Annotated in this window: 20 protein-coding genes and 1 pseudogene; 16 read left to right on the top strand and 5 right to left on the bottom strand. The window is 70.8% G+C overall.

What is annotated here, in order from left to right; all coding sequences use genetic code 11:
- Window positions 1-146: 146 nt before the first annotated feature.
- Both IGS69_RS28805 and IGS69_RS28800 read right to left on the bottom strand, forming a co-directional pair.
- A complete protein-coding gene (locus tag IGS69_RS28805) occupies window positions 147-2,525 on the bottom strand; it encodes an MFS transporter (protein ID WP_190903393.1) in 2,379 nt (792 codons plus the stop codon).
- Between the two features lie 158 nt (window positions 2,526-2,683).
- A complete protein-coding gene (locus IGS69_RS28800; protein WP_190903392.1) occupies window positions 2,684-3,127 on the bottom strand; it encodes an SRPBCC family protein in 444 nt (147 codons plus the stop codon).
- Window positions 3,128-3,296: 169 nt separating this feature from the next.
- Between IGS69_RS28800 and IGS69_RS28795 the strand changes: the two genes are divergently transcribed.
- The 4 genes and pseudogenes from IGS69_RS28795 to IGS69_RS28780 all read left to right on the top strand — a co-directional run bounded on the left by IGS69_RS28795 (window position 3,297) and on the right by IGS69_RS28780 (window position 6,793).
- Complete coding sequence (locus tag IGS69_RS28795; RefSeq protein WP_190903391.1) at window positions 3,297-4,337, top strand: Rv2578c family radical SAM protein; 1,041 nt, start codon at window positions 3,297-3,299, stop codon at window positions 4,335-4,337.
- Between the two features lie 143 nt (window positions 4,338-4,480).
- On the top strand, window positions 4,481-6,067 hold the full coding sequence (locus IGS69_RS28790; protein WP_190903390.1) for an alpha/beta hydrolase: 1,587 nt from the start codon (window positions 4,481-4,483) through the stop codon (window positions 6,065-6,067).
- A gap of 61 nt (window positions 6,068-6,128) precedes the next feature.
- Window positions 6,129-6,269, top strand: a pseudogene (locus IGS69_RS28785) (RidA family protein); the annotation flags it as partial.
- The gene (locus IGS69_RS28780; RefSeq protein WP_190903389.1) at window positions 6,266-6,793 is read left to right on the top strand and encodes a GNAT family N-acetyltransferase; all 528 of its coding nucleotides are present in this window, start codon (window positions 6,266-6,268) and stop codon (window positions 6,791-6,793) included. The pseudogene IGS69_RS28785 and the gene IGS69_RS28780, both read left to right, overlap by 4 nt.
- Window positions 6,794-6,833: 40 nt before the next feature.
- Here the strand turns inward: IGS69_RS28780 and IGS69_RS28775 are convergent, their stop codons facing one another.
- Window positions 6,834-7,409 carry an adenylosuccinate lyase gene (locus IGS69_RS28775; RefSeq protein ID WP_190903388.1) on the bottom strand — a complete coding sequence of 192 codons (576 nt, stop codon included), beginning with the start codon at window positions 7,407-7,409 and terminating at the stop codon, window positions 6,834-6,836.
- 400 nt (window positions 7,410-7,809) lie between these two features.
- Between IGS69_RS28775 and IGS69_RS28770 the strand changes: the two genes are divergently transcribed.
- From IGS69_RS28770 to pssA, 9 genes are all read left to right on the top strand, one after another.
- Complete coding sequence (locus IGS69_RS28770; protein WP_190903387.1) at window positions 7,810-9,615, top strand: 3-hydroxyacyl-CoA dehydrogenase family protein; 1,806 nt, start codon at window positions 7,810-7,812, stop codon at window positions 9,613-9,615.
- Between the two features lie 142 nt (window positions 9,616-9,757).
- The gene (locus IGS69_RS28765) at window positions 9,758-10,585 is read left to right on the top strand and encodes a TetR family transcriptional regulator (protein WP_190904682.1); all 828 of its coding nucleotides are present in this window, start codon (window positions 9,758-9,760) and stop codon (window positions 10,583-10,585) included.
- 383 nt (window positions 10,586-10,968) lie between these two features.
- Entirely contained in the window at window positions 10,969-12,312 is a 1,344-nt protein-coding gene (ccrA, locus tag IGS69_RS28760; protein WP_190903386.1) for a crotonyl-CoA carboxylase/reductase, read from the top strand.
- 120 nt (window positions 12,313-12,432) lie between these two features.
- Window positions 12,433-14,499 carry a protein meaA gene (locus IGS69_RS28755; protein ID WP_190904681.1) on the top strand — a complete coding sequence of 689 codons (2,067 nt, stop codon included), beginning with the start codon at window positions 12,433-12,435 and terminating at the stop codon, window positions 14,497-14,499.
- On the top strand, window positions 14,496-15,455 hold the full coding sequence (locus IGS69_RS28750; protein ID WP_190903385.1) for an HpcH/HpaI aldolase/citrate lyase family protein: 960 nt from the start codon (window positions 14,496-14,498) through the stop codon (window positions 15,453-15,455). The genes IGS69_RS28755 and IGS69_RS28750 overlap by 4 nt, the downstream gene beginning before the upstream one ends.
- A 16-nt stretch (window positions 15,456-15,471) precedes the next feature.
- Window positions 15,472-15,984 carry a MaoC family dehydratase gene (locus IGS69_RS28745; protein WP_031107606.1) on the top strand — a complete coding sequence of 171 codons (513 nt, stop codon included), beginning with the start codon at window positions 15,472-15,474 and terminating at the stop codon, window positions 15,982-15,984.
- 2 nt (window positions 15,985-15,986) lie between these two features.
- Window positions 15,987-17,192, top strand: coding sequence for an acyl-CoA dehydrogenase family protein (locus IGS69_RS28740; RefSeq protein WP_185006723.1), 1,206 nt, complete (start codon window positions 15,987-15,989; stop codon window positions 17,190-17,192).
- 170 nt (window positions 17,193-17,362) lie between these two features.
- The gene (locus tag IGS69_RS28735; RefSeq protein ID WP_030843916.1) at window positions 17,363-18,019 is read left to right on the top strand and encodes a phosphatidylserine decarboxylase; all 657 of its coding nucleotides are present in this window, start codon (window positions 17,363-17,365) and stop codon (window positions 18,017-18,019) included.
- A 58-nt stretch (window positions 18,020-18,077) separates the two neighbouring features.
- Complete coding sequence (pssA, locus tag IGS69_RS28730) at window positions 18,078-18,860, top strand: CDP-diacylglycerol--serine O-phosphatidyltransferase (protein WP_051853691.1); 783 nt, start codon at window positions 18,078-18,080, stop codon at window positions 18,858-18,860.
- Window positions 18,861-18,959: 99 nt separating this feature from the next.
- Here the strand turns inward: pssA and IGS69_RS28725 are convergent, their stop codons facing one another.
- A complete protein-coding gene (locus IGS69_RS28725; protein WP_190904680.1) occupies window positions 18,960-20,078 on the bottom strand; it encodes a glycerate kinase in 1,119 nt (372 codons plus the stop codon).
- A gap of 188 nt (window positions 20,079-20,266) precedes the next feature.
- Between IGS69_RS28725 and IGS69_RS28720 the strand changes: the two genes are divergently transcribed.
- The 3 genes from IGS69_RS28720 to IGS69_RS28710 all read left to right on the top strand — a co-directional run bounded on the left by IGS69_RS28720 (window position 20,267) and on the right by IGS69_RS28710 (window position 22,687).
- A complete protein-coding gene (locus tag IGS69_RS28720) occupies window positions 20,267-21,340 on the top strand; it encodes an ADP-ribosylglycohydrolase family protein (RefSeq protein ID WP_190903384.1) in 1,074 nt (357 codons plus the stop codon).
- A gap of 43 nt (window positions 21,341-21,383) precedes the next feature.
- On the top strand, window positions 21,384-21,878 hold the full coding sequence (locus IGS69_RS28715) for an NUDIX domain-containing protein (RefSeq protein ID WP_190903383.1): 495 nt from the start codon (window positions 21,384-21,386) through the stop codon (window positions 21,876-21,878).
- A gap of 80 nt (window positions 21,879-21,958) precedes the next feature.
- A complete protein-coding gene (locus IGS69_RS28710; protein WP_190903382.1) occupies window positions 21,959-22,687 on the top strand; it encodes an SIR2 family NAD-dependent protein deacylase in 729 nt (242 codons plus the stop codon).
- Here the strand turns inward: IGS69_RS28710 and IGS69_RS28705 are convergent.
- Entirely contained in the window at window positions 22,684-23,166 is a 483-nt protein-coding gene (locus tag IGS69_RS28705) for a methylated-DNA--[protein]-cysteine S-methyltransferase (protein WP_190903381.1), read from the bottom strand. The genes IGS69_RS28710 and IGS69_RS28705 overlap by 4 nt on opposite strands.
- Window positions 23,167-23,173: the final 7 nt, after the last annotated feature.

Here is a 23,173-nt window from a genome sequence, read left to right as displayed (position 1 = left end):
CCACGGACGCAAGATCTGTGCCGGTGTCTCCACCGTACGGCTCCCGCCGGTGGCGAGGTGAGGCAATGCGGGAATTGCCCGCACGGGTTCGCACCGGCGTACGACCCCGCGCGCCGCTGCCCGTTGAGCGCGCGGCCGGTGCCCGTTCAGCCCTCGTGGCTCAGCTGGAGATCCCGCTCGGTGCGGCCTCCTCCGGCGACCTGGAGCACGGTGGCTACGGGCGGGTAACCGGCGGCGATGACGGTGTACTCGCCGGAGGACAGGTCGATGAAGCGGAACGTGCCGTCGGCGCCCGTGGTGAGGGTGTCGACGACGTTGCCCGCCACATCGAGCAGGGTCACGCGCGCGTCCTCGACGGGCCGGCCGCCGCCCGCCCGGACGGTGCCGCGCAGCACGGCTCCGCCGGCCAGTTCGATGTCCCGGCGGGTCTCGCGGGCGGCCTGGACGGTGACGGGCAGTGCGGCCGGGCGGAAGGCGGGCGCACTGGCCGCGAGGGTGTACTCGCCGGCGACGAGTTCGGTGATGACGTAGCCGCCCTCCCGGCCGCTGCGGGTGGTGGCGACGACCTCGCCGTGCACGTTGGTGAGCGTGACGGTGGCGTCCCGTACGGGCGAGCCGTCGGCGGTGACCACGGTGCCGATCAGGTTTCCGGCGCCGCCGAGGACGATGTCGAGCTCGACGGGGCGTTCGCCGACGGTCACGGTGACCGCCTGCGGCTGGTGTCCGCCGGCCGCGGCGATCAGCACGTACGAGCCCGGGCCCGGGGTGGCCAGTGCGTAGCGCCCGTCCTCGCCGCTCGCGCCGCGGCCGGTCTGCTGCCCGGTGACGTCGATGAGCGTGAGCGCAGCGCGGGGTACGACGGTCCCGTCGGGGTGCTGCACCGAGCCGCACACGGGCACACCCGCGGGGTGCGCGGCGCGGGCCGGCGGGACCGGGACGGTCCCCGGCGCCGGGTCGGTGACGGAGGCGTTGTGGGACACCAGGGGTTTCTCCTTGAGGAAGAGGGCGATGACCAGTCCGAGGACGAGCACCGGCACCAGGTAGAGGAAGATCCGCGGCATGGCGTCGGCGTACGCCCGGATGTAGTCGTCGCGCAGGGCCGGGGGCAGCGCGTGCACGAGCTGCGGGGTGAGGGACTGGGGGTCCGGCAGCCCGGCGCGGGCGGGGAGGCGGTCGGTGAGGGCGTCGGCGAGCCGGTCGGTGAACAGGGTGCCGAAGACGGCGGCTCCGACGCTGCCGCCGATCTGCCGGAAGTAGTTGTTGGCGCTGGTGGCGGTGCCGAGGTCGGCGGGGCGCACGGAGTTCTGCACGGCGAGGATCAGCACCGGCATCACCATCCCGATGCCGGCGCCGAGGACGGCCATCCAGATGCTGTAGTGCAGCCGGGGCGTGCCGACCTCGAGGCGCGACAGCAGCCACATGCCGGTGACGGAGAGGGCGCCGCCGAGGATCGGATAGGCCTTGTAGCGGCCGGTGTGGCTGATGAGCTGGCCGGCGATGATCGAGGCGCCGACGATGCCGGCCATCATCGGCAGCATGAGCAGGCCCGACTCGGTGGCGGAGGCCCCGTCGACCATCTGCAGGTACGTCGGCAGATAGCCGGCGGCGCCGAACAGGCCCACCCCGATCACCAGGCCGACCAGACCGGTGACGTTGAAGACGGAGTCCCTGAACAGCCTGAGGGGGATGAGGGGTTCGACGGCGAAGTGCTCGGTGACGAGGAAGAGGACGGTCGCGGCCGCCGCTCCGGCCGCGAGGCCGAGGATCATGCGCGAGTCCCAGGCGTACTCGGTGCCGCCCCAGCTGGTCAGCAGGACCAGGCAGGTGGAGGCGGCGGTCAGAAGCAGCGCGCCGAGGACGTCAAGCCGGGCCCGTACGGCCGGTTTGGGGAGCTTCAGCGTGACGGCGACGACGGCCAGGGTGACCAGGCCGAAGGGGACGTTGACGTAGAAGCACCAGCGCCAGGAGAGGTGGTCGGTGAAGTAGCCGCCGAGCAGCGGTCCGGCCACGGAGGCGAGGCCGAAGGCGGCGCCGATCAGGCCCATGTAGCGGCCACGCTGCCGGGGCGGCACGATGTCCGCGATGATCGCCTGGACGCCGATCATGAGGCCGCCCGCGCCGACGCCCTGCAGGGCGCGGAAGGCGATCAGCTGGTCCATGGTCTGAGCCCGGCCCGCGAGTGCGGAGCCGACGACGAAGACGACGATGGCGAACTGGAAGACGCCCTTGCGGCCCAGCAGATCGCCGAGCTTGCCGTAGATCGGCAGTCCGACGGTGGCGGTGAGCAGGTAGGCGGTGATGGCCCAGGACATGCGGTCCAGGCCGTGCAGTTCACCGACGATCTTCGGGAGCGCGGTGGCGACGATCATCTGCTCGAGGGCGGCCAGGAGAAGGGCCAGCATGAGAGCGAAGAAGATCAGCCGCACCCGGCGCGGGCTGGGTCCGGTGTCCGGATCCGGCGGGGCTGCGGGGGTGTCGGGAGGCGCTACCGCCGGTTCGTCCTGCGCCAGAGTGATCCCGCCCACTCACCGCTCCCCTCGTCGCGCTGCCGCACAATTCCCGCGTAAAAGCGACAACTACGAGCAAGCGCGACGAGTTACGGCACAGGAGCGAGCCGTCGGGAGATCACTCGAACCGGTGAGGGGGAGGCAACAGGCCCTGGGATTCCGAGGCTTGGGGCGGGCTACTTCTCGACCTCGGCGGCGAGCCTGGCGAGCATCGCGTCGTAGATCCGGCCGAGGCCCTTGGGCGCGAAGGTCCTCTCGAAGAAGCCGCCGATGCCGCCGGCGCCGGTCCAGGTGGTCGTGACGACGACCCGGGACGTGCCCTCGCCGGCCGGGGTGACCCGCCAGGTGGTGACCATGGAGGAGTTGCGGTCCTTCTCCACCAGCTCACCGTCGGTGGGCTCGCTGACCTCCAGGAGGCAGTCGCGCACGCGCTTGCTGGTGGCCTGGAGCTTCCAGTGGACGAGGGTGCCCTCGCCGTCACCACCCTCCCGGACCTCGTACTCGCTGAACTGCTCGGGCAGCAGCTTCGCGCGCGTGCCGCTGTAGTCGGCGAGGGCGTCGAACACCGTCTCCGCGTCCGCCGCGACGATCCGCTCCGTAGTGGCCTCGACCTGCGCCATCGCTTTCCTCCAGGACTGGTTGCTCGGGGGTCGGGGCAAGCCAACCACCCCGCTGCCCGGCCCCCCAAATCGGGGTGACGCAACCCGGTCGAACACGTTCGGAAAACACCCTCGCACGATCAAGGGAACATGTGTTCTATTCTGTGGTCAGTGCTACCGAGGAGGCGTCATGCGCTGGGAGAACCTCACACCGGACTCCGAACACAGCCGGGCCGACGCCGCGCTGTTCGGCGCGGACGCGGTCACGACCCGCACGTTCGACACCCCGGAGTTTCGCGGAATCACCTTCCACGAGGTCCGGGCCCGCTCGATCATCAACCGGGTGCCCGCGGTCTCGCGGATGTCGTTCCAGTGGACGGTCAACCCCTACCGGGGCTGTTCGCACGCGTGCGTGTACTGCTTCGCGCGCAAGACGCACAGCTACCTGGACCTCGACACGGGCCTCGGCTTCGACAGCCAGATCGTCGTCAAGACCAACGCGCCGGAGCTGCTGCGCCGGCAGCTCGGCTCGCGCCGCTGGCAGGGCGAGCACATCGCGATGGGCACCAATGTCGACTGCTACCAGCGCGCCGAGGGCCGCTACCGCCTGATGCCCGGCATCATCGCGGCGCTGCGCGACCACGCCAACCCCTTCTCGATCCTGACCAAGGGCACGCTCATCCTGCGCGACCTGGACCTGATCACACAGGCGGCGCAGGTGACCGACGTCGGCATCTCCGTGTCGGTCGGCTTCACCGAGCAGGAGCTGTGGCGCACCGTCGAGCCCGGCACGCCCGCGCCGGAGCGGCGCCTGGAGGTCGTGCGCACCCTGGCCGAACACGGCATCGGCTGCGGGGTGCTGATGGCGCCGGTGATCCCGTTCCTGAGCGACAGCCCCGCCCAACTCCGTGCCACGGTACGGGCGATCGCGGCGTCCGGTGCCACGTCCGTGACGCCGCTGGTGCTGCATCTGCGGCCCGGCGCCCGCGAGTGGTTCATGGCCTGGCTGGAGCAGCACCACCCGTACCTGGTGGCCCGTTACGAGCGGTTGTACGCGCAGGGCTCCTACGCCCCCAAGTGGTATCAGCGGCGGATCACCCGTCAGGTGCACGAGCTGGCCGGGGAGTACGGCATCGGGCCCACGCGCGCGGGGATGCCGCGGCGGATCCGGCCGGCCGAGGCGGCCGGGGAACCTCAGGAGACGGGACCGACCCAGCTCTCCCTCTTGTAGGAGTGGCGAGCATTCGAGCGCTCTTGAGATCCAATCGGGTCATGAGCTTTACGGAATGAGTTCTGCCGGGACCGGTTTCCGGGACGATGCGGCGAGGACGGCGATCTTCGCGGTCCTTCATCCCGCCGTCCTGGGAGGACTCCATGAGAAAACGCGCGGCCGCGCTGTGCGGCGTCGCCGTCGTCATGGCCGGGACCTTCACGGCCGTTCCCGCCGAGGCGAGCGCCCCCGGCACCACGATCCCCACCCCGCAGACCGCGAAGCCCGCCTGGAAGGGCTGCGCCACCAAGAAGTACCCCACGCTGCAGTGCGCGTCCCTGAAGGTGCCGCTCGACCACGACAGGCCGCACGGGAAGAAGATCACCCTCGCCCTGTCCCGCGTCCCGCACACCGCCCGGACCTCCCGGGGCCCGCTGCTGGTCAACCCCGGCGGCCCCGGCGGCAGCGGTCTGAAGCTCGCCGGGTTCGTCGCGTCCGCGCTGCCCGCGGAGGTCGCGGCCCGGTACGACGTCATCGGCTTCGACCCGCGCGGCGTGGGAGCGAGCGAACCCGCGCTGGACTGCGGGCCGGGCCACTTCGACCCGGTCCGCCCGGACTCCCTGCCGGCGACGCCCGCGGTCGAGAAGGCCAACCTCGCCCGCGCCAGGTCCTTCGCCGCCGCCTGCGGCACGAAGTACGCGCACCTCCTGCCGTACATCGACACCACCAGCGCCGTCCGAGACCTGGACGCGATCCGGCGGGCCCTGGGCGCGAAGAAGATCAACTACTTCGGCTACTCCTACGGCACCTACCTGGGCGCCGTCTACGCCAGGTTCTTCCCCGAGCGGGTGAGGCGTCTGGTCCTGGACTCCGTCGTCGACCCGACGGACGTCTGGTACGAGGCCAACCTCAACCAGGACGTGGCCTTCAACGACCGTCACCGCGCCTTCCTGGCCTGGGTCGCCAGATACGACACCACGTACCGGCTGGGCACCGACCCGGAGAAGATCGAGGCCGAGTGGTACGCGATGCGTGCGGCCCTCGCGAAGAAGCCGGCGGGCGGCACGGTGGGCGCCTCGGAGCTGGAGGACACCTTCATCCCGGGCGGCTACTACAACGGCTACTGGCCGATCCTCGCGGAGGCGTTCGCGGCGTACGTGCACGACAAGGATCCCGAGCCGCTGGTCGAGGCGTACGAGGACATCGGCGCGGTCGACGCCTCCGGCGACAACGGCTACAGCGTCTACACCTCCGTGCAGTGCCGGGACGCCGGCTGGCCGCGCGACTGGCGGCGGTGGCGTGCGGACCAGTGGGAGGTGTACGAGAAGGCGCCGTTCATGACCTGGAACAACGCCTGGTACAACGCGCCGTGCGCGTTCTGGCCGACGGACTCGCTGCGCCCGGTGAACGTGGCCAACGGCACGCTGCCGCCGGTCCTGCTGTTCCAGGCGACCGACGACGCGGCCACGCCGTACGAGGGCGCTGTCACCATGCGTCGTCTGCTGGCCCGTTCCAGCCTGGTGGTCGAGGAGGGCGGCGGCAACCACGGCATCACGCTGAGCGGCAACGCGTGCCTGGACAAGCACTTGGCGGCATATCTGACGGACGGCACCGTGCCGCGCGGGTACGGCGAGGCGGACGCGGTGTGCGAGGCACTGCCGGATCCGAAGCCGGCGGCGGCGAAGGGAAAGGCGGCGTCGGCCCCGTCGAACGGCTCGGCGCTGCACGGCCTGCTCGGCTTCCGCCACTGAGCGGCCGACGGGACGCGCGGGCGGGGATGTCGGTCCCGTGGTCCACCATGAACGCATGAGTGAACTGCCGGCCGTCCGCGCGGCGCGCCCCGTACACATACCCGACGACCGGCTGCCCGCCGCTTCGGCGGTGCAGGGCGCCGCGCTGGTCCGGCCCGAGTTCCTGATCGAGGTCGAGGCGTTCGCGGTGGTCGCGCCATGAGTGAGCCGCGGATCCGGGAGATGACGCTCGCCGACTGCGAGGCCGTCGCGGAGGTCCGTGTCGGCGGCTGGCGCAGCGCCTACCGGGGCCTGGTGCCGCAGTCCTACCTGGACCGGCTCAGCGTCGAGGAGGACGCCGAGCGGCGTCGTACGCGCCTCGCGCAGGGCGACGGCAGCGTGGTGAACCTGGTCGCCGAGGACACCGGCGGCGAGATCGTCGGCTGGGTGTGCCACGGACCGTACCGGGACGGTGAAGTCCTCACCGAGGACGCCGAGTTGTACGCCATCTACGTGCACCCCGATCAGGTGGGGCGGGGTGTGGGGCGGGCGCTGCTCACCGAGTCGGTCGCGCGCTGCCGCGCCGCGGGCCACGGACGTCTCCTGCTGTGGGTGCTGAAGGAGAACGACCGGGCCCGCCGCTTCTACGAACGGGCCGGCTTCCGGGCGGACGGCGCCGAGGAGCCCTTCGAGGTGGACGGGGTCGCCGTCCCCGAGGTGCGGTACAGCAGGCCCCTTCCCCGTTGACGTCGCGATACTGCGGGCCCGGGTCCCTGCCCCGCTGCCCTCACCTCTGCTTGGGGATCCGCCCCAGCGCCCGTACCGCCGCCTCGGCCAGTGTCGGATGCGCGAGCGCCTCGTTCAGGACGGGTCTGGCCCGGGCGTCTCCCAGCGTCCCCAGCCCGTCCACGCAGGCCAGCGCCACGCGGCGGTACGGGTCGTGCGGGCGCAGCCGCCGCTGGAGCGTGGTGATGAGCGCCGGCACCGCCTCGGGGGCACGCAGCTCGACCAGGAGCCGCACCGGGTGCAGGGCGTAGGCGACGCGCAGTTCGTTGGTGGCCAGCGCGGCGGCCGCGCGGGCGGTGCGCGGGTCGCCCAGCCGGGCCAGGGCGTGGGCGGCGGAGGCGCAGCGCGGGGGGTCGCGGTGGTTGAGCAGCAGCACCAGGGCCTCGAAGGCCCGCCGGTCCCGTGCGAGCCCCAGCCGGAACGCGGCCAGCTCCCTCGCCCACAGGTGCTGCCCGGGTTCGGTCAGCGCCGCCGCCAGGGCGTCGAGGTCGTCGGTCGCCACGAGCCGCTCGAACGCGGGCGGTGCCCCCGACTCGTGCCGTAAGCGCTCCGTGAGTGATCGCAACTCTTCGTCCATGACTCAGAGGTTAGGGGCGGCGCGAGCGGCGCGGGACGTACATCACAAACCCGGGGACTGGCGCGCTCGTTACCCGCCGGTTAAGCTCAGACGAGCGAGTTACCCACTCGTTTCGTTTTTCCTCGCGGCGGTCTGGTGACGCGGCTGTCGCGGGAGCAGTCGGTTCGGTGCCTCAGGTACCGCAGTACGGCTCGGCCCCGGGACAGGGCCGGTCGGAACCGCCGTTTTCTTCCGGGCGTGTGCACGCCCGGGGCGCGGCACCGGGCGTGTGCGTTCGCAGCCCGGCCAACACCCGCACTTCATCCCGCACCCGGTGCGCCCGTGGTCCGGCCCCTGCCGGACCGACTCCGGCGCACCCGGAGCGCGTTCCCCGTCGTCACCCTCATCCTGGAGTCCCGCGATGGCCACTCCCCTGTCCGACCCGTCCCAGTCCCCGCTGCAGACCATCGCCGTCGTCGGCCTCGGCACGATGGGCACCGGCATCGCCGAGGTCCTCGCCAAGGCCGGCCGCACGGTCGTCGGCATCGACATCAGCGAGACCCAGGCCGCGAAGTGCGTCGCCGCCCTGGAGGCCTCCACCGCCCGCGGCGTCGAGCGCGGACGGCTGACCGAGCAGGAGCGCGCCGAGATCCTCGGCCGTGTCCGCACCTCCGCCGACCTGCGCACCGCGGCCGACGCCGACCTGGTCATCGAGGTGGCCCCGGAGTCGTACGAGATCAAGCACCAGATCTTCCGGGAGCTGGACGGGATCGTGCGCCCGGAGACGATCCTGGCGACCGGCACCAACGCCCTGTCCGTGACCCGGCTGGCCGCCGACTCCGCGCGCCCCGAGCGGGTGCTGGGCCTGCACTTCTTCAACCCCGCGCCGGCCATGAAGCTGGTCGAGGTGGTCTCCTCGGTGCTGACCGCGCCGGCGGCCGTCACCGCGGTCACCGACCTCGCGCTCGACCTCGGCAAGGAGCCCGTCGCGGTGGGCGACCGGCCCGGATTCGTCGCGGACGGCCTGCTGTTCGGCTACCTCAACCAGGCCGCGGCGATGTACGAGGCGAAGTACGCCTCCCGTGAGGACATCGACGCCGCGATGCGCTTGGGCTGCGGACTGCCCATGGGCCCGCTGGCGCTGCTCGACCTGATCGGTGTCGACACCGCGCGCACGGTCCTGGAGGCCATGTACACCTCCTCCCGCGACCGGCTGCACGCCCCGGCCCCGATCCTCAAGCAGCTGAGCGAGGCCGGTCTGACCGGCCGCAAGGCGGGGCGCGGCTTCTACACGTACGAGGCGCCGGGCAGCCCGGTCGTCGTGCGGGACGCGCTCACCCCGCTGGAGGGCGGCGACCTCGTTCCCGGCCGGGAGATCCGCTCCGTCGGTGTCGCGGGCTCGGGCACCATGGCCTCCGGCATCGCCGAGGTGTTCGCCAAGGGCGGGTACGAGGTGGTCATCGCGGCCCGCAGCGCGGAGAAGGCGCAGGCCGCCAAGGCCCGGATCGGCAAGTCCCTGTCCCGCTCGGTCGACAAGGGCCGGATGAGCGCGGAGGCGGCCGCCGAGACCCTGGACCGCATCACCGCCACGGGCACGTACGACGACTTCGCCGGCGTCGACCTGGCCGTGGAGGCGGTCGCCGAGGACCTGGAGATCAAGCGGCAGCTGTTCGCGGCCCTGGACAAGGTCTGCAAGCCGGGCGCGATCCTGGCCACCACGACCTCGTCGCTGCCGGTCGTCGCCTGCGCCCGGGCCACCTCGCGCCCGCAGGACGTGATCGGCATGCACTTCTTCAACCCGGCGCCGGCCATGAAGCTGGTCGAGGTCGTCCGTACGGTGCTGACCGCCGACGACGTCCACGCGACGGTCCGCGAGGTGTGCGGCCGGATCAGGAAGCACCCGGTCGACTGCGGTGACCGGGCCGGTTTCATCGTGAACGCGCTGCTGTTCCCGTACCTGAACAACGCGATCAAGATGGTCGAGGAGCACTACGCCTCGCTCGACGACATCGACGCGGCGATGAAGCTGGGCGGGGGTTACCCGATGGGCCCGTTCGAGCTGCTGGACGTCGTCGGGCTGGACGTCTCGCTCGCCATCGAGAAGGTCCTGCACCGCGAGTTCCGCGACCCGGGGCTCGCCCCGGCGCCGCTGCTGGAGCACCTGGTGGCCGCGGGCTGCCTCGGCCGCAAGACCGGCCGTGGCTTCCGCGAATATGCCAAGCGCTGAGCGTCCCGGCGACTGGTTCCGGTCCGGCGCGGAGTGGGGCGGCCTGCTCGGCCCGGACCGGTTCCACCCGGCCGGCCGGGCCGCCCCCGGCCCGCCCTCCGGCGAAGGGGGAGAACCGGGCCATGCGCGGCGAGCTGCGCACATGCAGTACGTTCAGGGCATGCCCCAGCCCGCCAAGTCCTCACGTACACCCGCCACGGCCGACGCGCCGGAGAGCGCCGCCGGCTCTCGCGCCGCCGCCCAGCGGCTCAAGATGCGCCGGGAACTGGCGGCCGCCGCGATGGAGCTGTTCGCGACCAAGGGGTACGAGGCGACCACCGTCGACGAGATCGCGGCCCAGGCCGGGGTCGCCCGCCGCACCTTCTTCCGCCACTTCCGCTCCAAGGAAGAGGCGATCTTCCCCGACCACGACGACACCCTGATCCGCGCCGAGGCCGTGCTCAACGCGGCGCCGGCGCACGAGCATCCGCTCGACACGGTGTGCCGCGGCATCAAGGAAGTCATGCGGATGTACGCGGCCCGGCCGGAGATCTCGGTCGCCCGCTACAAGCTGACGCGGGAGGTGCCCACCCTGCGCGAGGCGGAGATCGCGTCGGTGGCCCGCTACGAGCGCCTCTTCACCCGCTATCTCCTCGGCCACTTCGACGAGCGCGCGCACGCCGACGACGCCAACGACGACCCGCTGCTGGCGGAGGTCGCCGCGTCCGCGGTCGTCACCGCCCACAACCACGTCCTGCGGCGCTGGCTGCGCGCGGGCGGCCAGGGGGACGTTGAGGCGCAGCTGGACCACGCCTTCGGGATCGTGCGCAAGACCTTCGGCTCGGGCATCGGGGCCGGCCGCTCGACGGAGCCGCAGCCGGCCGTGGCCACGGCCTCCACGCAGGGCGAGGTACTGGTGACCGTCGCGCGCACCGACGCCCCGCTCGACGAGGTCATGCGGACGATCGAACAGGCCCTCAAGGAGCGCTGAGAGCCCCCTTCACCCGTGTGATGACGGCCACCCCTCGGGGTGGCCGTTTTGGCGTGTCAGGGGCCGTTTTGCAGGCCCTTGGAGAGCCCGTTCGATCGATCATCGCTCATTTGTTACGTAAAGATTTCATCTGAGATCAAGTTCTGGCACTCAGTGCCTTGCGGGGTGACACGCGGTGTCATACGTTGAAGAGGTCCGGACGACGTCCCGGCAAGCTCACCCGCTTGCCCGCCCGGACGCCTGCGTCACAGGCAACCTCCCGCGCCACCCAGCGCTGCCGATCAGCACCACCGCCGAACCGACGGCACACCCTCAACCCTCAGCAGCACCGACGTAACCATCGGCGCCCCTCCCTCAGGGCGCTCACCGCCGGAGGCAACACCGTGACCGTTAAGGACATCCTGGCCGCGATCCAGTCGCCCGACTCCACGTCGGAGGACTTCGCCGCCCTCCAGATCCCCGAGTCCTACCGCGCGATCACCGTGCACAAGGACGAGACGGAGATGTTCGCCGGACTCGCCACGCGCGACAAGGACCCCCGCAAGTCGATCCACCTGGACGAGGTGCCGCTGCCCGAGCTCGGCCCGGGCGAGGCGCTGGTGGCCGTCATGGCCTCCTCGGTCAACTACAACTCCGTGTGGACCTCGATCTTCGAGCCGCTGTCCACCTTCGGCTTCCTGGAGCGCTACGGCCGCACCAACGAGCTGGCCAAGCGCCACGACCTGCCGTACCACATCATCGGCTCCGACCTCGCGGGCGTCGTCCTGCGCACCGGCCCGGGCGTCAACGCCTGGCGGCCCGGTGACGAGGTCGTCGCGCACTGTCTGTCCGTCGAGCTGGAGTCCAGCGACGGCCACAACGACACGATGCTCGACCCCGAGCAGCGCATCTGGGGCTTCGAGACCAACTTCGGCGGCCTCGCCGAGATCGCCCTGGTCAAGTCCAACCAGCTGATGCCGAAGCCCGACCACCTGTCGTGGGAGGAGGCCGCCGCCCCCGGCCTGGTCAACTCCACCGCCTACCGGCAGCTGGTCTCCCGCAACGGCGCCGGCATGAAGCAGGGCGACAACGTCCTGATCTGGGGCGCGAGCGGCGGACTCGGCAGCTACGCCACCCAGTTCGCGCTGGCCGGCGGCGCCAACCCGATCTGCGTCGTCTCCAGCGAGCAGAAGGCGGACATCTGCCGCTCGATGGGCGCCGAGGCGATCATCGACCGCAGCGCCGAGGGCTACAAGTTCTGGAAGGACGAGACCACCCAGGACCCGAAGGAGTGGAAGCGCTTCGGCAAGCGCATCCGCGAGTTCACCGGCGGCGAGGACATCGACATCGTCTTCGAGCACCCCGGCCGCGAGACCTTCGGCGCGAGCGTCTTCGTCACGCGCAAGGGCGGCACCATCACCACCTGCGCCTCGACCTCGGGCTACATGCACGAGTACGACAACCGCTACCTGTGGATGTCGCTGAAGCGGATCATCGGCTCGCACTTCGCCAACTACCGCGAGGCCTGGGAGGCCAACCGGCTCATCGCGAAGGGCAAGATCCACCCCACCCTGTCGAAGGTGTACTCCCTCGAGGACACCGGCCAGGCCGCCTACGACGTGCACCGCAACCTCCACCAGGGCAAGGTCGGCGTGCTGTGCATGGCCCCCGAGGAGGGCCTGGGCGTGCGCGACCACGAGAAGCGCGCCAAGCACATCGACGCCATCAACCGCTTCCGCAACATCTGAGACCCGGGGTCATAGATGACTGAGCGTCAGCCCGCCGAAGCGAAGCGGGAGCCCGTGCCTGCGTCTGAGGGCGCGTCGGAGCCGAAAGAGACGAAGACAAGGGAGCGAAGCGACCGCGGGCTGAGGAACGTCGGCTCCGACACAGAGCGCCCTCAGACGCAGGCACAAAGGGAAAAGGACCGGCCGTGGCTCATGCGCACGTACGCCGGTCACTCCACGGCCGAGGCGTCCAACGAGCTGTACCGGCGCAACCTCGCCAAGGGCCAGACCGGTCTGTCGGTGGCGTTCGACCTGCCGACCCAGACCGGCTACGACTCCGACCACATCCTCGCCCGCGGCGAGGTCGGCCGGGTCGGCGTGCCGATCGCGCACGTCGGTGACATGCGCCGGCTGTTCCAGGACATCCCCCTGGAGCAGATGAACACCTCGATGACGATCAACGCCACCGCCATGTGGCTGCTGGCGCTCTACCAGGTCGTCGCCGAGGAGCAGGGCGCGGACATCACCAAGCTCCAGGGCACGACCCAGAACGACATCGTCAAGGAGTACCTGTCCCGCGGGACGCACGTCTTCCCGCCGGGGCCGAGCCTCCGCCTGACGACGGACATGATCGCGTACACGGTCTCCCACATCCCGAAGTGGAACCCGATCAACATCTGCAGCTACCACCTGCAGGAGGCGGGCGCCACGCCGGTCCAGGAGATCGCGTACGCGATGTCCACCGCGATCGCCGTCCTCGACGCCGTGCGCGACTCCGGCCAGGTGCCGCAGGAGCGCATGGGCGACGTCGTGGCCCGCATCTCGTTCTTCGTGAACGCGGGCGTCCGCTTCATCGAGGAGATGTGCAAGATGCGGGCGTTCGGCCGCATCTGGGACCGCATCACCCGCGAGCGCTACGGCATCGAGAACCCCAAGCAGCGCCGCTTCCGCTACGGCGTCCAGGTCAACTCCCTGGGCCTGACGGAGGCGCAGCCGGAGAACAACGTCCAGCGGATCGTGCTGGAGATGCTGGCCGTCACCCTCTCCAAGGACGCCCGCGCGCGTGCCGTGCAGCTGCCCGCCTGGAACGAGGCCCTCGGGTTGCCCCGCCCCTGGGACCAGCAGTGGTCGCTGCGCATCCAGCAGGTGCTGGCGTACGAGAGCGACCTGCTGGAGTACGAGGACATCTTCGAGGGCTCGAAGGTGATCGAGGCGAAGGTCGACCGGCTGGTCGAGGAGTCGTTCGCCGAGATCGACCGCATCCAGGAGATGGGCGGCGCGATGGCGGCCGTCGAGTCCGGCTACCTCAAGTCGCAGCTGGTCGCCTCGCACGCCGAGCGCCGGGGCCGGATCGAGTCCGGCCAGGAGAAGATCATCGGCGTGAACATCTTCGAGGGCACCGAGCCGAACCCGCTGACCGCCGACCTGGACACCGCGATCCAGACGGTGGACCCGGCGGTCGAGGCCCGGGTCATCGCCGGGCTGGAGCAGTGGCGCGACAGCCGCTACCAGCCGCCCTTCAACCACCCGCGGCCCTGCAAGGCTCTGGAGCGGCTGAAGGAGGCCGCGCGCGGCAACGAGAACCTCATGGAGGCGACCCTGGAGTGCGCGCGCGCCGGGGCGACGACCGGCGAGTGGGCCGGGGCCCTGCGCGAGGTGTTCGGCGAGTTCCGGGCGCCCACGGGTGTCTCCTCGGCGCCGGTGGCCGTTCCGGTCGAGGAGGGCAGCGCGCTCGCCGTGGTCCGCCGCAAGGTCGACCTCACGGCCAAGGACCTGAACGTGGGCAAGCTGCGCTTCCTGGTCGGCAAGCCGGGCCTGGACGGGCACTCCAACGGCGCCGAGCAGATCGCGGTGCGCGCCCGGGACGCCGGCTTCGAGGTGGTCTACCAGGGCATCCGGCTGACGCCCGAGCAGATCGTGGACGCGGCCCTCGCCGAGGACGTGCACGCGGTGGGCCTGTCCATCCTGTCCGGCTCCCACGCCCAGCTGGTGCCGGACGTCCTCGAACGGCTGCGTGTGGCCGGTGCCACAGACATCCCCGTGATCGCCGGTGGCATCATCCCGAATGGTGACGCCGAGCAGCTCAGGGAAGCCGGAGTGGCCGCGGTCTTCACCCCGAAGGACTTCGACATCACCGGAATCATCGGCCGCATCGTCGACGAGATCCGGAAAGCGAACAAGCTCGACCCCCTGGAGGTCCCCGCATGACCGTCAACCGTCTGCGTCCCCGCCGCTCGTGTCTCGCGGTACCGGGAAGCAACCCCCGCTTCCTGGAGAAGGCGCAGGGCCTCCCGGCGGACCAGGTCTTCCTTGACCTGGAGGACGCGTGTGCGCCCCTCGCCAAGCCCGAGGCGCGGCACACCATCGTCAAGTTCCTCAACGAGGGTGACTGGACGGGCAAGACGCGGGTCGTGCGCGTCAACGACTGGACGACCGAGTGGACGTACCGCGACGTCGTCACGGTCGTCGAGGGCGCCGGCCAGAACCTCGACTGCATCATGCTGCCGAAGGTGCAGACGGCCCAGCAGGTCGTCGCCCTGGACCTGCTGCTGACGCAGATCGAGAAGACGATGGGCTTCGAGGTCGGCAAGATCGGCATCGAGGCGCAGATCGAGAACGCGCAGGGCCTGAACAACGTCAACGAGATCGCGCAGGCCTCCCCGCGCGTCGAGACCATCATCTTCGGCCCGGCCGACTTCATGGCGTCCATCAACATGAAGTCGCTGGTCGTGGGTGAGCAGCCGCCCGGCTACCCGGCGGACGCCTACCACTACATCCTGATGAAGATCCTGATGGCCGCCCGCGCCAACAACCTCCAGGCGATCGACGGCCCCTACCTGCAGATCCGCAACATCGACGGCTACCGCGAGGTCGCCCAGCGCGCCGCCGCGCTCGGCTTCGACGGCAAGTGGGTGCTGCACCCGGGCCAGGTCGAGGCGTCCAACGAGATCTTCTCGCCGTCGCAGGAGGACTACGACCACGCCGAGCTGATCCTGGACGCGTACGACTACTACACGTCCGAGGCGGGCGGCAAGAAGGGCTCGGCGATGCTCGGCGACGAGATGATCGACGAGGCCAGCCGCAAGATGGCGCTCGTCATCTCCGGCAAGGGCCGCGCGGCGGGCATGCAGCGCACCAGCAAGTTCGAGATCCCCACCGACTAGAGAGGCGCTGAGCGCGATGCAGTTCGGGCGCACCTACGAGGAGTTCGAGGTCGGGGCGACGTACAAGCACTGGCCGGGAAAGACGGTCACGGAGTACGACGACCACCTGTTCTGTCTCCTCACCATGAACCACCACCCGCTCCACATGGACACGAACTATGCGGAGAAGACGACGGACTTCGGCAAGAACGTCGTCGTCGGGAACTACGTCTACTCGCTGCTGCTCGGCATGTCCGTTCCGGACATCTCCGGCAAGGCGATCGCCAACCTGGAGATCGAGTCGCTGAAGCACGTGGCGCCGACCTTCCACGGCGACACGATCTACGGCCAGACGACCGTGCTCGACAAGTGGCCGTCGAAGTCGAAGAACGACCGCGGCATCGTCCACGTCGAGACCAAGGGCTACAAGCAGGACGGCACGCTGGTCTGCGTGTTCCGCCGCAAGGTCATGGTGCCGACCGAGACGTACATCAAGGAGCGCGGCGGCGAGCAGCCCGGCCGCCCCGAGCTCAGGGAGCAGGAGAAGTAGCCATGGCGCGACTCGCCCAGACCGCCGGTCTGACGGACATCCAGCAGGAGATCCTGTCCACCGTCCGGGACTTCGTGGACAAGGAGATCATCCCGGTCGCCACGGAGCTGGAGCACCGCGACGAGTACCCGCAGCAGATCGTCGACGGGCTGAAGGAGTTGGGCCTGTTCGGCCTGATGATCCCCGAGGAGTACGGGGGTCTGGGCGAGTCGCTCCTGACCTACGCGCTGTGCGTGGAGGAGATCGCCCGCGGGTGGATGTCGGTGTCCGGCATCATCAACACCCACTTCATCGTGGCGTACATGCTCAAGCAGCACGGCACGCAGGAGCAGAAGGACCACTTCCTGCCGAGGATGGCGGCCGGCGACATCCGGGGCGCGTTCTCGATGTCGGAGCCGGGCCTGGGTTCGGACGTCTCGGCCATCACCTCGAAGGCGGTGAAGGACGGCGAGGAGTACGTCCTGAACGGCCAGAAGATGTGGCTGACGAACGGCGGAACGTCGTCTCTGGTGGCCGTTCTGGTCAGAAGTGACGAAGGTCACCCCGAGGGTACGGCGCCCCACAAGTCGATGACGACCTTCCTCGTCGAGAAGGAGCCCGGATTCGGCGAGGTGCGTCCCGGCCTCACGATCCCCGGCAAGATCGACAAGATGGGCTACAAGGGGGTCGACACCACCGAGCTCATCATGGATGGCCTGCGGATTCCCGCCGATCGCGTGCTCGGCGGGGTCACCGGACGCGGCTTCTACCAGATGATGGACGGCGTCGAGGTCGGCCGTGTCAACGTGGCGGCGCGTGGCTGTGGCGTCGCTCAGCGTGCGTTCGAACTGGGCGTCCAGTACGCCCAGCAGCGTCACACCTTCGGCAAGGCGATCGCCCAGCACCAGGCGATCCAGTTCAAGCTGGCCGAGATGGCTACCAAGGTCGAGGCCGCCCATGCCATGATGGTGAACGCAGCACGCAAAAAGGACTCCGGGGAGCGAAACGACCTCGAGGCCGGGATGGCGAAGTACCTCGCCTCCGAGTACTGCAAGGAGGTCGTCGAAGACGCCTTCCGGATCCACGGCGGCTACGGCTTCTCCAAGGAGTACGAGATCGAGCGCCTCTACCGTGAGGCTCCGATGCTGCTCATCGGTGAAGGCACCGCCGAGATCCAGAAAATGATCATCGGCAGGCGGCTGCTCGAAGAGTATCGATTCCAGGGCTAGATGTCCGGATACGGGGTGTTTTCTTGGAGAAGAAGATCACACCCCGTCCATACCCTTCTGCCGCCGACTCGGCTGCCTGGCTTACCCAGTTACGGCTCCGAGCCGCTACGATCGCCGGAAAGCCGCCGTCCCCCGTCAGAGTGCGGCATCATCCGCTACGAAGGTCATCCATGCCCCACAGCCAAACCTCTGCACCACGCGACAGCCGGGCCGGCGTACGCCTCGCGCGCGGAGCATCGCCGTGGCTCCTTCCGACCGTCGCCACCGCAGCACTCAGCCTCGCCCGCGCGCGCCGCTCCGGCGCCGCCAAGGCCGTGGCCGTTCCCGCCACCGCGCTCGCGGCGGGGATGCTGTGGTTCTTCCGCGACCCCGAGCGCGAGATCACCCAGGGCCGGGTCATCTCGCCCGCCGACGGTGTGGTGCAGAGCATCATGCCGTGGAAGGACGGCCGCACGCGCGTCGCCATCTTCATGAGCCCGCTGAACGTCCACGTCAACCGCGCGCCCCTCGCGGGCACGGTGACGTCGGTCGAGCACGTACCCGGTGGCTTCGTTCCCGCCTTCAACAAGGAGAGCGAGAACAACGAGCGTGTCGTCTGGCACTTCGACACCGAGCTCGGCGACATCGAGATGATCCAGATCGCCGGCGCGGTCGCCCGTCGCATCGTCCCCTACCTGCCCCAGGGCACGAAGGTCGAGCAGGGCGAGCGGATCGGCCTGATCCGCTTCGGCTCGCGTGTCGACCTCTACCTGCCCGAGGGCGTGGAGGTCGCGGTCGAGGTCGGTCAGAAGACCGTGGCTGGGGTGACTCGCATTGACCGTGATTGATCCTGATACCAAGGCCGGCTGGGTCCCGGATGCCGACGAGGTCGACGAAGAAGAGGAGATGCCCCTCTCTCTTCGGCTGTCGATAGCGGACACGCTGACGCTCGGCAACGCCACGTGCGGCTTCATGGCGGTGTACTTCACCACCACCGGCATCCTGATCCCGGACCTCATGGGCAGCCAGGAATCCGGCATGGCGCGCAACAGCGCGGCCACGGCGGTCATCCTGATGCTGTGCGCGGCGGTCTTCGACCTGTTCGACGGCCTGGTGGCGCGCAAGCTGCGCTCCTCCCCCATGGGCGCCGAGCTGGACAACCTCTCCGACCTGATCAGCTTCGGCCTGGCCCCGGCGTACTTCGTCCTCGTCTACGGCATGGTGGCGGAGGGCGCGTACCAGCGGGTCGCGGCGGTCGGGGCGATCGTGGTGCTGCTGGCGGTGGTGCTGCGGCTTGCCCGGTTCTCGTGCGTCACGGTCAAGGACGGCACCTTCCAGGGCATGCCGTCGCCGTTCGGCGCACTGACGGTCGTGTCCATCGTGCTGCTGGAGCTGCCCTTCGTGGCGACGCTGCTGGCGATCCTGGGGACGGCGTGGCTGATGGTGAGCCGCGTGGAGTACCCGAAGCCGCGCGGCCGGCTCGCCGTGGCGATGCTGTCGTGGATCGTGCTGGGCATGGGCCTGATGGCGGCCTGGGCGTTCGACGCGCCGAGCGGTCAGCTGCTGCTCCAGACGGGGTGTGCGCTCCAGCTGGTCATGGGAGCGGTGATTCCGCTGTTCGCGACGGCTCGCCGGGTGAACAACTTCCGCGACAACCGCCGCGAGGCACGGGCGGCGCAGCTGCCGTAGCGAAGCGACCGTACGACGACGAAGGCCCCGAGCGGAGAGCTCGGGGCCTTCTTCATGCCCTCGGGGCCTTCTTCGTGTCTGAGGCGACGGGAGCGCGGCTCAGGTCAGGAAGTCCCTGGCGATGCGTTCCGCGACCCGTTCGAGGATCGGTCCCGCCTCCGCGATGCACTTCGCCACGTCCGGTTCGGCGTCCGTCAGGGGGTAGGCGCGACGGAAGCCGGACCGGCCCAGGACCTCCGGCGGCAGGGCGAGGCGGCCGCAGACCGCCACGACGTCCTTGTCCGCGGCCCGGGCCGCGGCGGCCACGCCCGCCGGGGCCTTGCCGTGCAGGGTCTGCTCGTCCAGGGAGCCCTCGCCGGTGATGACCAGGTCGGCGCGGTCCAGGGCGGGTGCGAAGCCCAGGACGTCGAGCATCACCTCGATGCCGGGGCGGAAGCGGGCGCCCAGCAGCAGCGCGCCGTAGCCGATGCCGCCGGCGGCTCCCGCGCCCGGCGAGGCGGCGTACTCGGCGGCCCTGGGGCCGACCGCGCTCTCCAGGACCTTCGCGAAGTGCGCGAGGGCGGTGTCCAGGGCCGCCACGTCGTCGGGCGAGGCGCCCTTCTGCGGGCCGTAGATCGCGGGTGCTCCCTTCGGGCCGGTCAGCGGGTTGTCGACGTCGCTCGCGAGGACCAGTTCCACCTCGGCGAGGCGTGGGTCGAGCCCGGACAGTTCGGCCGTGGCCAGTTCGGCCAGTCCGCCGCCGCCCGGGGGCACCGGCTCTCCGTCGGCGTCCAGGAACCGGGCGCCCAGCGCGGACAGCATCCCGGCGCCGCCGTCGGTGGTGGCGCTGCCGCCGACCCCGAAGACGATCGTGCGGGCACCGGCGTCCAGCGCGGCCCTCAGCAGCTCGCCGGAGCCGTACGTGGACGCCGTGAGCGGGGCGAAGACCCCGGCGGGCAGCCGCTGCAGCCCGCTCGCCTCGGCCATCTCCACCACCGCGGTGTCCCCGCGCAGCGCGTACGCCGCCGTCACCTCGTCGCCGAGGGGACCGGCGACCCGTACCTCCCGGCGCTCGAATCCGGCCGCGACGGCCGCGGCCACGGTCCCGTCGCCGCCGTCGGCCACGGGCAGCGCCTCGACCTCCAGGTCCGGCAGGACCCGGCGCAGTCCGGCCGTGACCCGCTCTGCGACCTCGACGGCCGTCAGCGACCCCTTGAACTTGTCCGCGGCGACGAGCACCCGCTGTGTCGTCCGGGTGCCGCTCACTGCAGCGTCCGCCACTTGCACTCCCCTTGCTCTCCGGGCCCTCACGCATGTCAAGGCCAGTCGCGCCGCTGCGACCTTAACCGGCGGACCGCCCGGACGTCAGCATCCGCCCAACCCGCGGACGACGCGACCGGGGCCGCCGATGCGGGTAGACCGTAACCATGGCCCCTGCGCTCACCGATACGAACCTGGCGGACCGCATTCTCGGCGGCTGGACCGGCCGCGTCGCCGGCAACATGCTCGGCAAGCCGGTCGAGCAGGGCGAGGTGTGGACGCGCGACCGCATCGACCGCTACCTGAGACAGGCCGCGGCCCTGCCGCTCACCGACTACCTGCCCGAGCCGATCAGCGAGCACGACGGGTTCGAGCTGCGCCCCGAGTGGCGCGAGTGCGTCCGCGGCCGCATCCACGGCAGCTGCCGTGACGACGACGTCGACTACGCGATCCTCGGCCTCGACCTGCTGGAGACCCACGGCTTCGGCTTCAGCACGGAGCAGGTCGGCGACCTGTGGCTGCTGCGGCTGCCGTATCTGCAGACGTTCACCGCCGAGCGGGCGGCGTACCGCAACCTCGCGGGCGGGCTGAAGCCGCCGCTGACGGCGACGTACGACAACCCCTACCAGGAGTGGATCGGCGCCCTCATCCGCGCCGACGTCTACGGCTGGACCAGCCCGGGTGACCCGCGCCGGGCCGCCTCCCTGGCCCGCCGGGACGCGGTGCTGTCGCACACCGGCAACGGGGTCTACGGGGCGATGTGGGCGGCGGCGCTGATCGCGGCGGCGTTCACGGCACCCACCGTGCGGCGCGCCGTGGAGGAGGCCCTGACGGTGATCCCGGCGAGCTGCCGCCTCGCCCGCACGGTGCGGCGGGTGGTCTCGCTGCACGACACCCGGCTGTCCTGGGAGGACACGCTCACCACGGTCGCCGAGGAGACCGCCGGCATGGGCTGGATCCACACCGTCCCGAACGCCGCCGTCCTCACCGCCGGCCTGCTCTACGGCGACGGCGACTTCACCCGCACCATCACCCTGACCGTCCGCGGCGGCCTGGACACCGACTCCAACGGCGCGACCGCCGGTTCGGTGGCCGGCGTGTTCGGCGGGGCCGCGGCCATCCCCGACCAGTGGAAGACCCCGCTGGAGGACACGGTCCGCAGCGCGGTGTTCGGCTTCGACGGGGTGCGGATCAGCGAGCTGGCGCGGCGGACGCTGCGGCTGGCGGAGCCCGCGGCCTGACCGACCGGGTATGAGACGGCGATCCGGTGGTTACCCTGCACCGATGACGACCTCTCCTGACTACGACGCCTACATCGCCTCCCTGCCCCGTGTCCTGGCCGGCGCCGCCGTGCTGTTCCGGGACGGTGAGGGCCGGGTGCTGCTGGTCGAGCCCAACTACCGGGAGGGCTGGGCGCTGCCCGGCGGCACCGTCGAGTCCGACGACGGCGAGACCCCGCGGCAGGGCGCGCGCCGCGAGACCGCCGAGGAGATCGGCCTGGACCGGGAGCCCGGCCGGCTGCTGGCGGTGGACTGGGTCCACGGCACGGGCCGCCCGCCACTGGTGGCCTACCTGTACGACGGCGGGGTGCTGAGCGAGGACGAGTTCAAGGCGATCCGCCTCCAGGAGGAGGAACTGCTGTCCTGGCGCCTGGTCCCCCGCGAGGAACTGCCCGAGTACCTGCCGGGCCCCACGGGCGGCCGTGTCCTGGCCGCACTGGAGGTGCTGGCGGACGGGTCGGGCACGGCGGAGCTGGAGGACGGGCGGCGGGTGTTCTGACCGGTCCGGACGCTCACCCCGCGGCGTCCCGCCCGATAAGCGTTCGCCGCCGCCCCGCGGCCCGTCCTACTGTCGGTGGCATGACCAAGCCGCTCGTCGCCCTGCTCACCGGTGCCGGTATCAGCACGGATTCCGGGATCCCCGACTACCGCGGGCCGAACGGGCTGTGGCGGCGGGATCCCGAGGCCGAGAAGCTCGTCACCTACGAGTACTACATGGGCGATGCGGACATCCGCCGCCGCTCCTGGCTGATGCGGCGTGAGACGGGGGCGCTGCGGGCCGAGCCCAACGCCGCGCACCGGGCCGTGGCGGAGCTGGAGCGGTCCGGGGTGCCGGTGCGGGTGATCACGCAGAACGTGGACGGGCTGCACCAGCTCGCCGGGATGCCGGACCGCAAGGTGCTCGAACTGCACGGCTCGGCGCGGAGCTTCGTCTGCACCGGCTGCCACGCCCGCGGCCCGATGGCGGACGCGCTGGCCCGAGTCGAGGCCGGAGAGCAGGACCCGCCGTGCCGGGAGTGCGGCGGGATCCTGAAGCCGGCGACGGTGATGTTCGGTGAGCGGCTCGACCCCGTCGTCCTCGGTGAGGCGGCCGCCGTCAGCAAGGCCTGCCAGGTCTTCATCGCCGTCGGCACGAGCCTTCAGGTGCAGCCCGCCGCCGGTCTCGCCGGTGTGGCCGCCGACCACGGCGCCCGTCTGGTCATCGTCAACGCCGAGCCGACCCCGTACGACGACCTCGCCGACGAGATCGTCCGCGCCCCCATCGGCACGGCGCTGCCGGAGCTGCTGCGCGGACTGGGCACCGCTTAGAACAGGGCCGCGCCCCGCTCGAAGTCCAGCAGGCGCTGCTTGCGCTCCAGGCCGCCGCCGTAGCCGGTCAGGCTGCCGTTGGCGCCGATGACGCGGTGGCAGGGGACGATGATGCCGATGGGGTTGCGGCCGTTGGCGAGGCCGACCGCGCGGGAGGCGGTGGGGGTGCCGAGGGTGTCGGCGAGCCGGCCGTAGGTGCGGGTCTCGCCGTAGGGGATGCGGCGCAGTTCCTCCCAGACGGCGCGCTGGAACGGGGTGCCGGTCAGGCGCAGTTCGACGGTGAACTCCCGTAGCTCGCCCGCGAAGTAGGCCTTCAGCTGTTCCTCCGTCTGCGCGAACAGGGTGTCGTCGCGGGTGCCGAAGGTCTCCTGCTGCGGGCGGTGGCGCTGGTCGGTCATGTAGAGGCCGCACAGGACGCCGTCCTCGGCGACGAGGGTGAGCGGGCCGTACGGGCTGTCGGTCACGGTGTGCTGCTTCATCTGACGT

This window comes from Streptomyces tuirus, from assembly GCF_014701095.1.
In the GTDB taxonomy this organism is placed as follows: domain Bacteria; phylum Actinomycetota; class Actinomycetes; order Streptomycetales; family Streptomycetaceae; genus Streptomyces; species Streptomyces tuirus.
This window is presented reverse-complemented; position numbering and strand designations above follow the sequence as displayed.

What these genes read in the sequence shown, in the direction of transcription:
- IGS69_RS28735 (WP_030843916.1), top strand. Translation starts at nt 17,363, where the DNA reads ATGCCCCACAGCCAAACCTCTGCACCACGCGACAGCCGGGCCGGCGTA.
- IGS69_RS28775 (WP_190903388.1), bottom strand. Translation starts at nt 7,409, where the DNA reads ATGGACGAAGAGTTGCGATCACTCACGGAGCGCTTACGGCACGAGTCG.
- IGS69_RS28750 (WP_190903385.1), top strand. Translation starts at nt 14,496, where the DNA reads ATGACCGTCAACCGTCTGCGTCCCCGCCGCTCGTGTCTCGCGGTACCG.
- IGS69_RS28720 (WP_190903384.1), top strand. Translation starts at nt 20,267, where the DNA reads ATGGCCCCTGCGCTCACCGATACGAACCTGGCGGACCGCATTCTCGGC.
- IGS69_RS28780 (WP_190903389.1), top strand. Translation starts at nt 6,266, where the DNA reads ATGAGTGAGCCGCGGATCCGGGAGATGACGCTCGCCGACTGCGAGGCC.
- IGS69_RS28795 (WP_190903391.1), top strand. Translation starts at nt 3,297, where the DNA reads ATGCGCTGGGAGAACCTCACACCGGACTCCGAACACAGCCGGGCCGAC.
- IGS69_RS28790 (WP_190903390.1), top strand. Translation starts at nt 4,481, where the DNA reads ATGAGAAAACGCGCGGCCGCGCTGTGCGGCGTCGCCGTCGTCATGGCC.
- IGS69_RS28710 (WP_190903382.1), top strand. Translation starts at nt 21,959, where the DNA reads ATGACCAAGCCGCTCGTCGCCCTGCTCACCGGTGCCGGTATCAGCACG.
- IGS69_RS28715 (WP_190903383.1), top strand. Translation starts at nt 21,384, where the DNA reads ATGACGACCTCTCCTGACTACGACGCCTACATCGCCTCCCTGCCCCGT.
- IGS69_RS28705 (WP_190903381.1), bottom strand. Translation starts at nt 23,166, where the DNA reads ATGAAGCAGCACACCGTGACCGACAGCCCGTACGGCCCGCTCACCCTC.
- IGS69_RS28740 (WP_185006723.1), top strand. Translation starts at nt 15,987, where the DNA reads ATGGCGCGACTCGCCCAGACCGCCGGTCTGACGGACATCCAGCAGGAG.
- IGS69_RS28800 (WP_190903392.1), bottom strand. Translation starts at nt 3,127, where the DNA reads ATGGCGCAGGTCGAGGCCACTACGGAGCGGATCGTCGCGGCGGACGCG.
- IGS69_RS28770 (WP_190903387.1), top strand. Translation starts at nt 7,810, where the DNA reads ATGGCCACTCCCCTGTCCGACCCGTCCCAGTCCCCGCTGCAGACCATC.
- IGS69_RS28765 (WP_190904682.1), top strand. Translation starts at nt 9,758, where the DNA reads ATGCAGTACGTTCAGGGCATGCCCCAGCCCGCCAAGTCCTCACGTACA.
- IGS69_RS28745 (WP_031107606.1), top strand. Translation starts at nt 15,472, where the DNA reads ATGCAGTTCGGGCGCACCTACGAGGAGTTCGAGGTCGGGGCGACGTAC.
- pssA (WP_051853691.1), top strand. Translation starts at nt 18,078, where the DNA reads ATGCCCCTCTCTCTTCGGCTGTCGATAGCGGACACGCTGACGCTCGGC.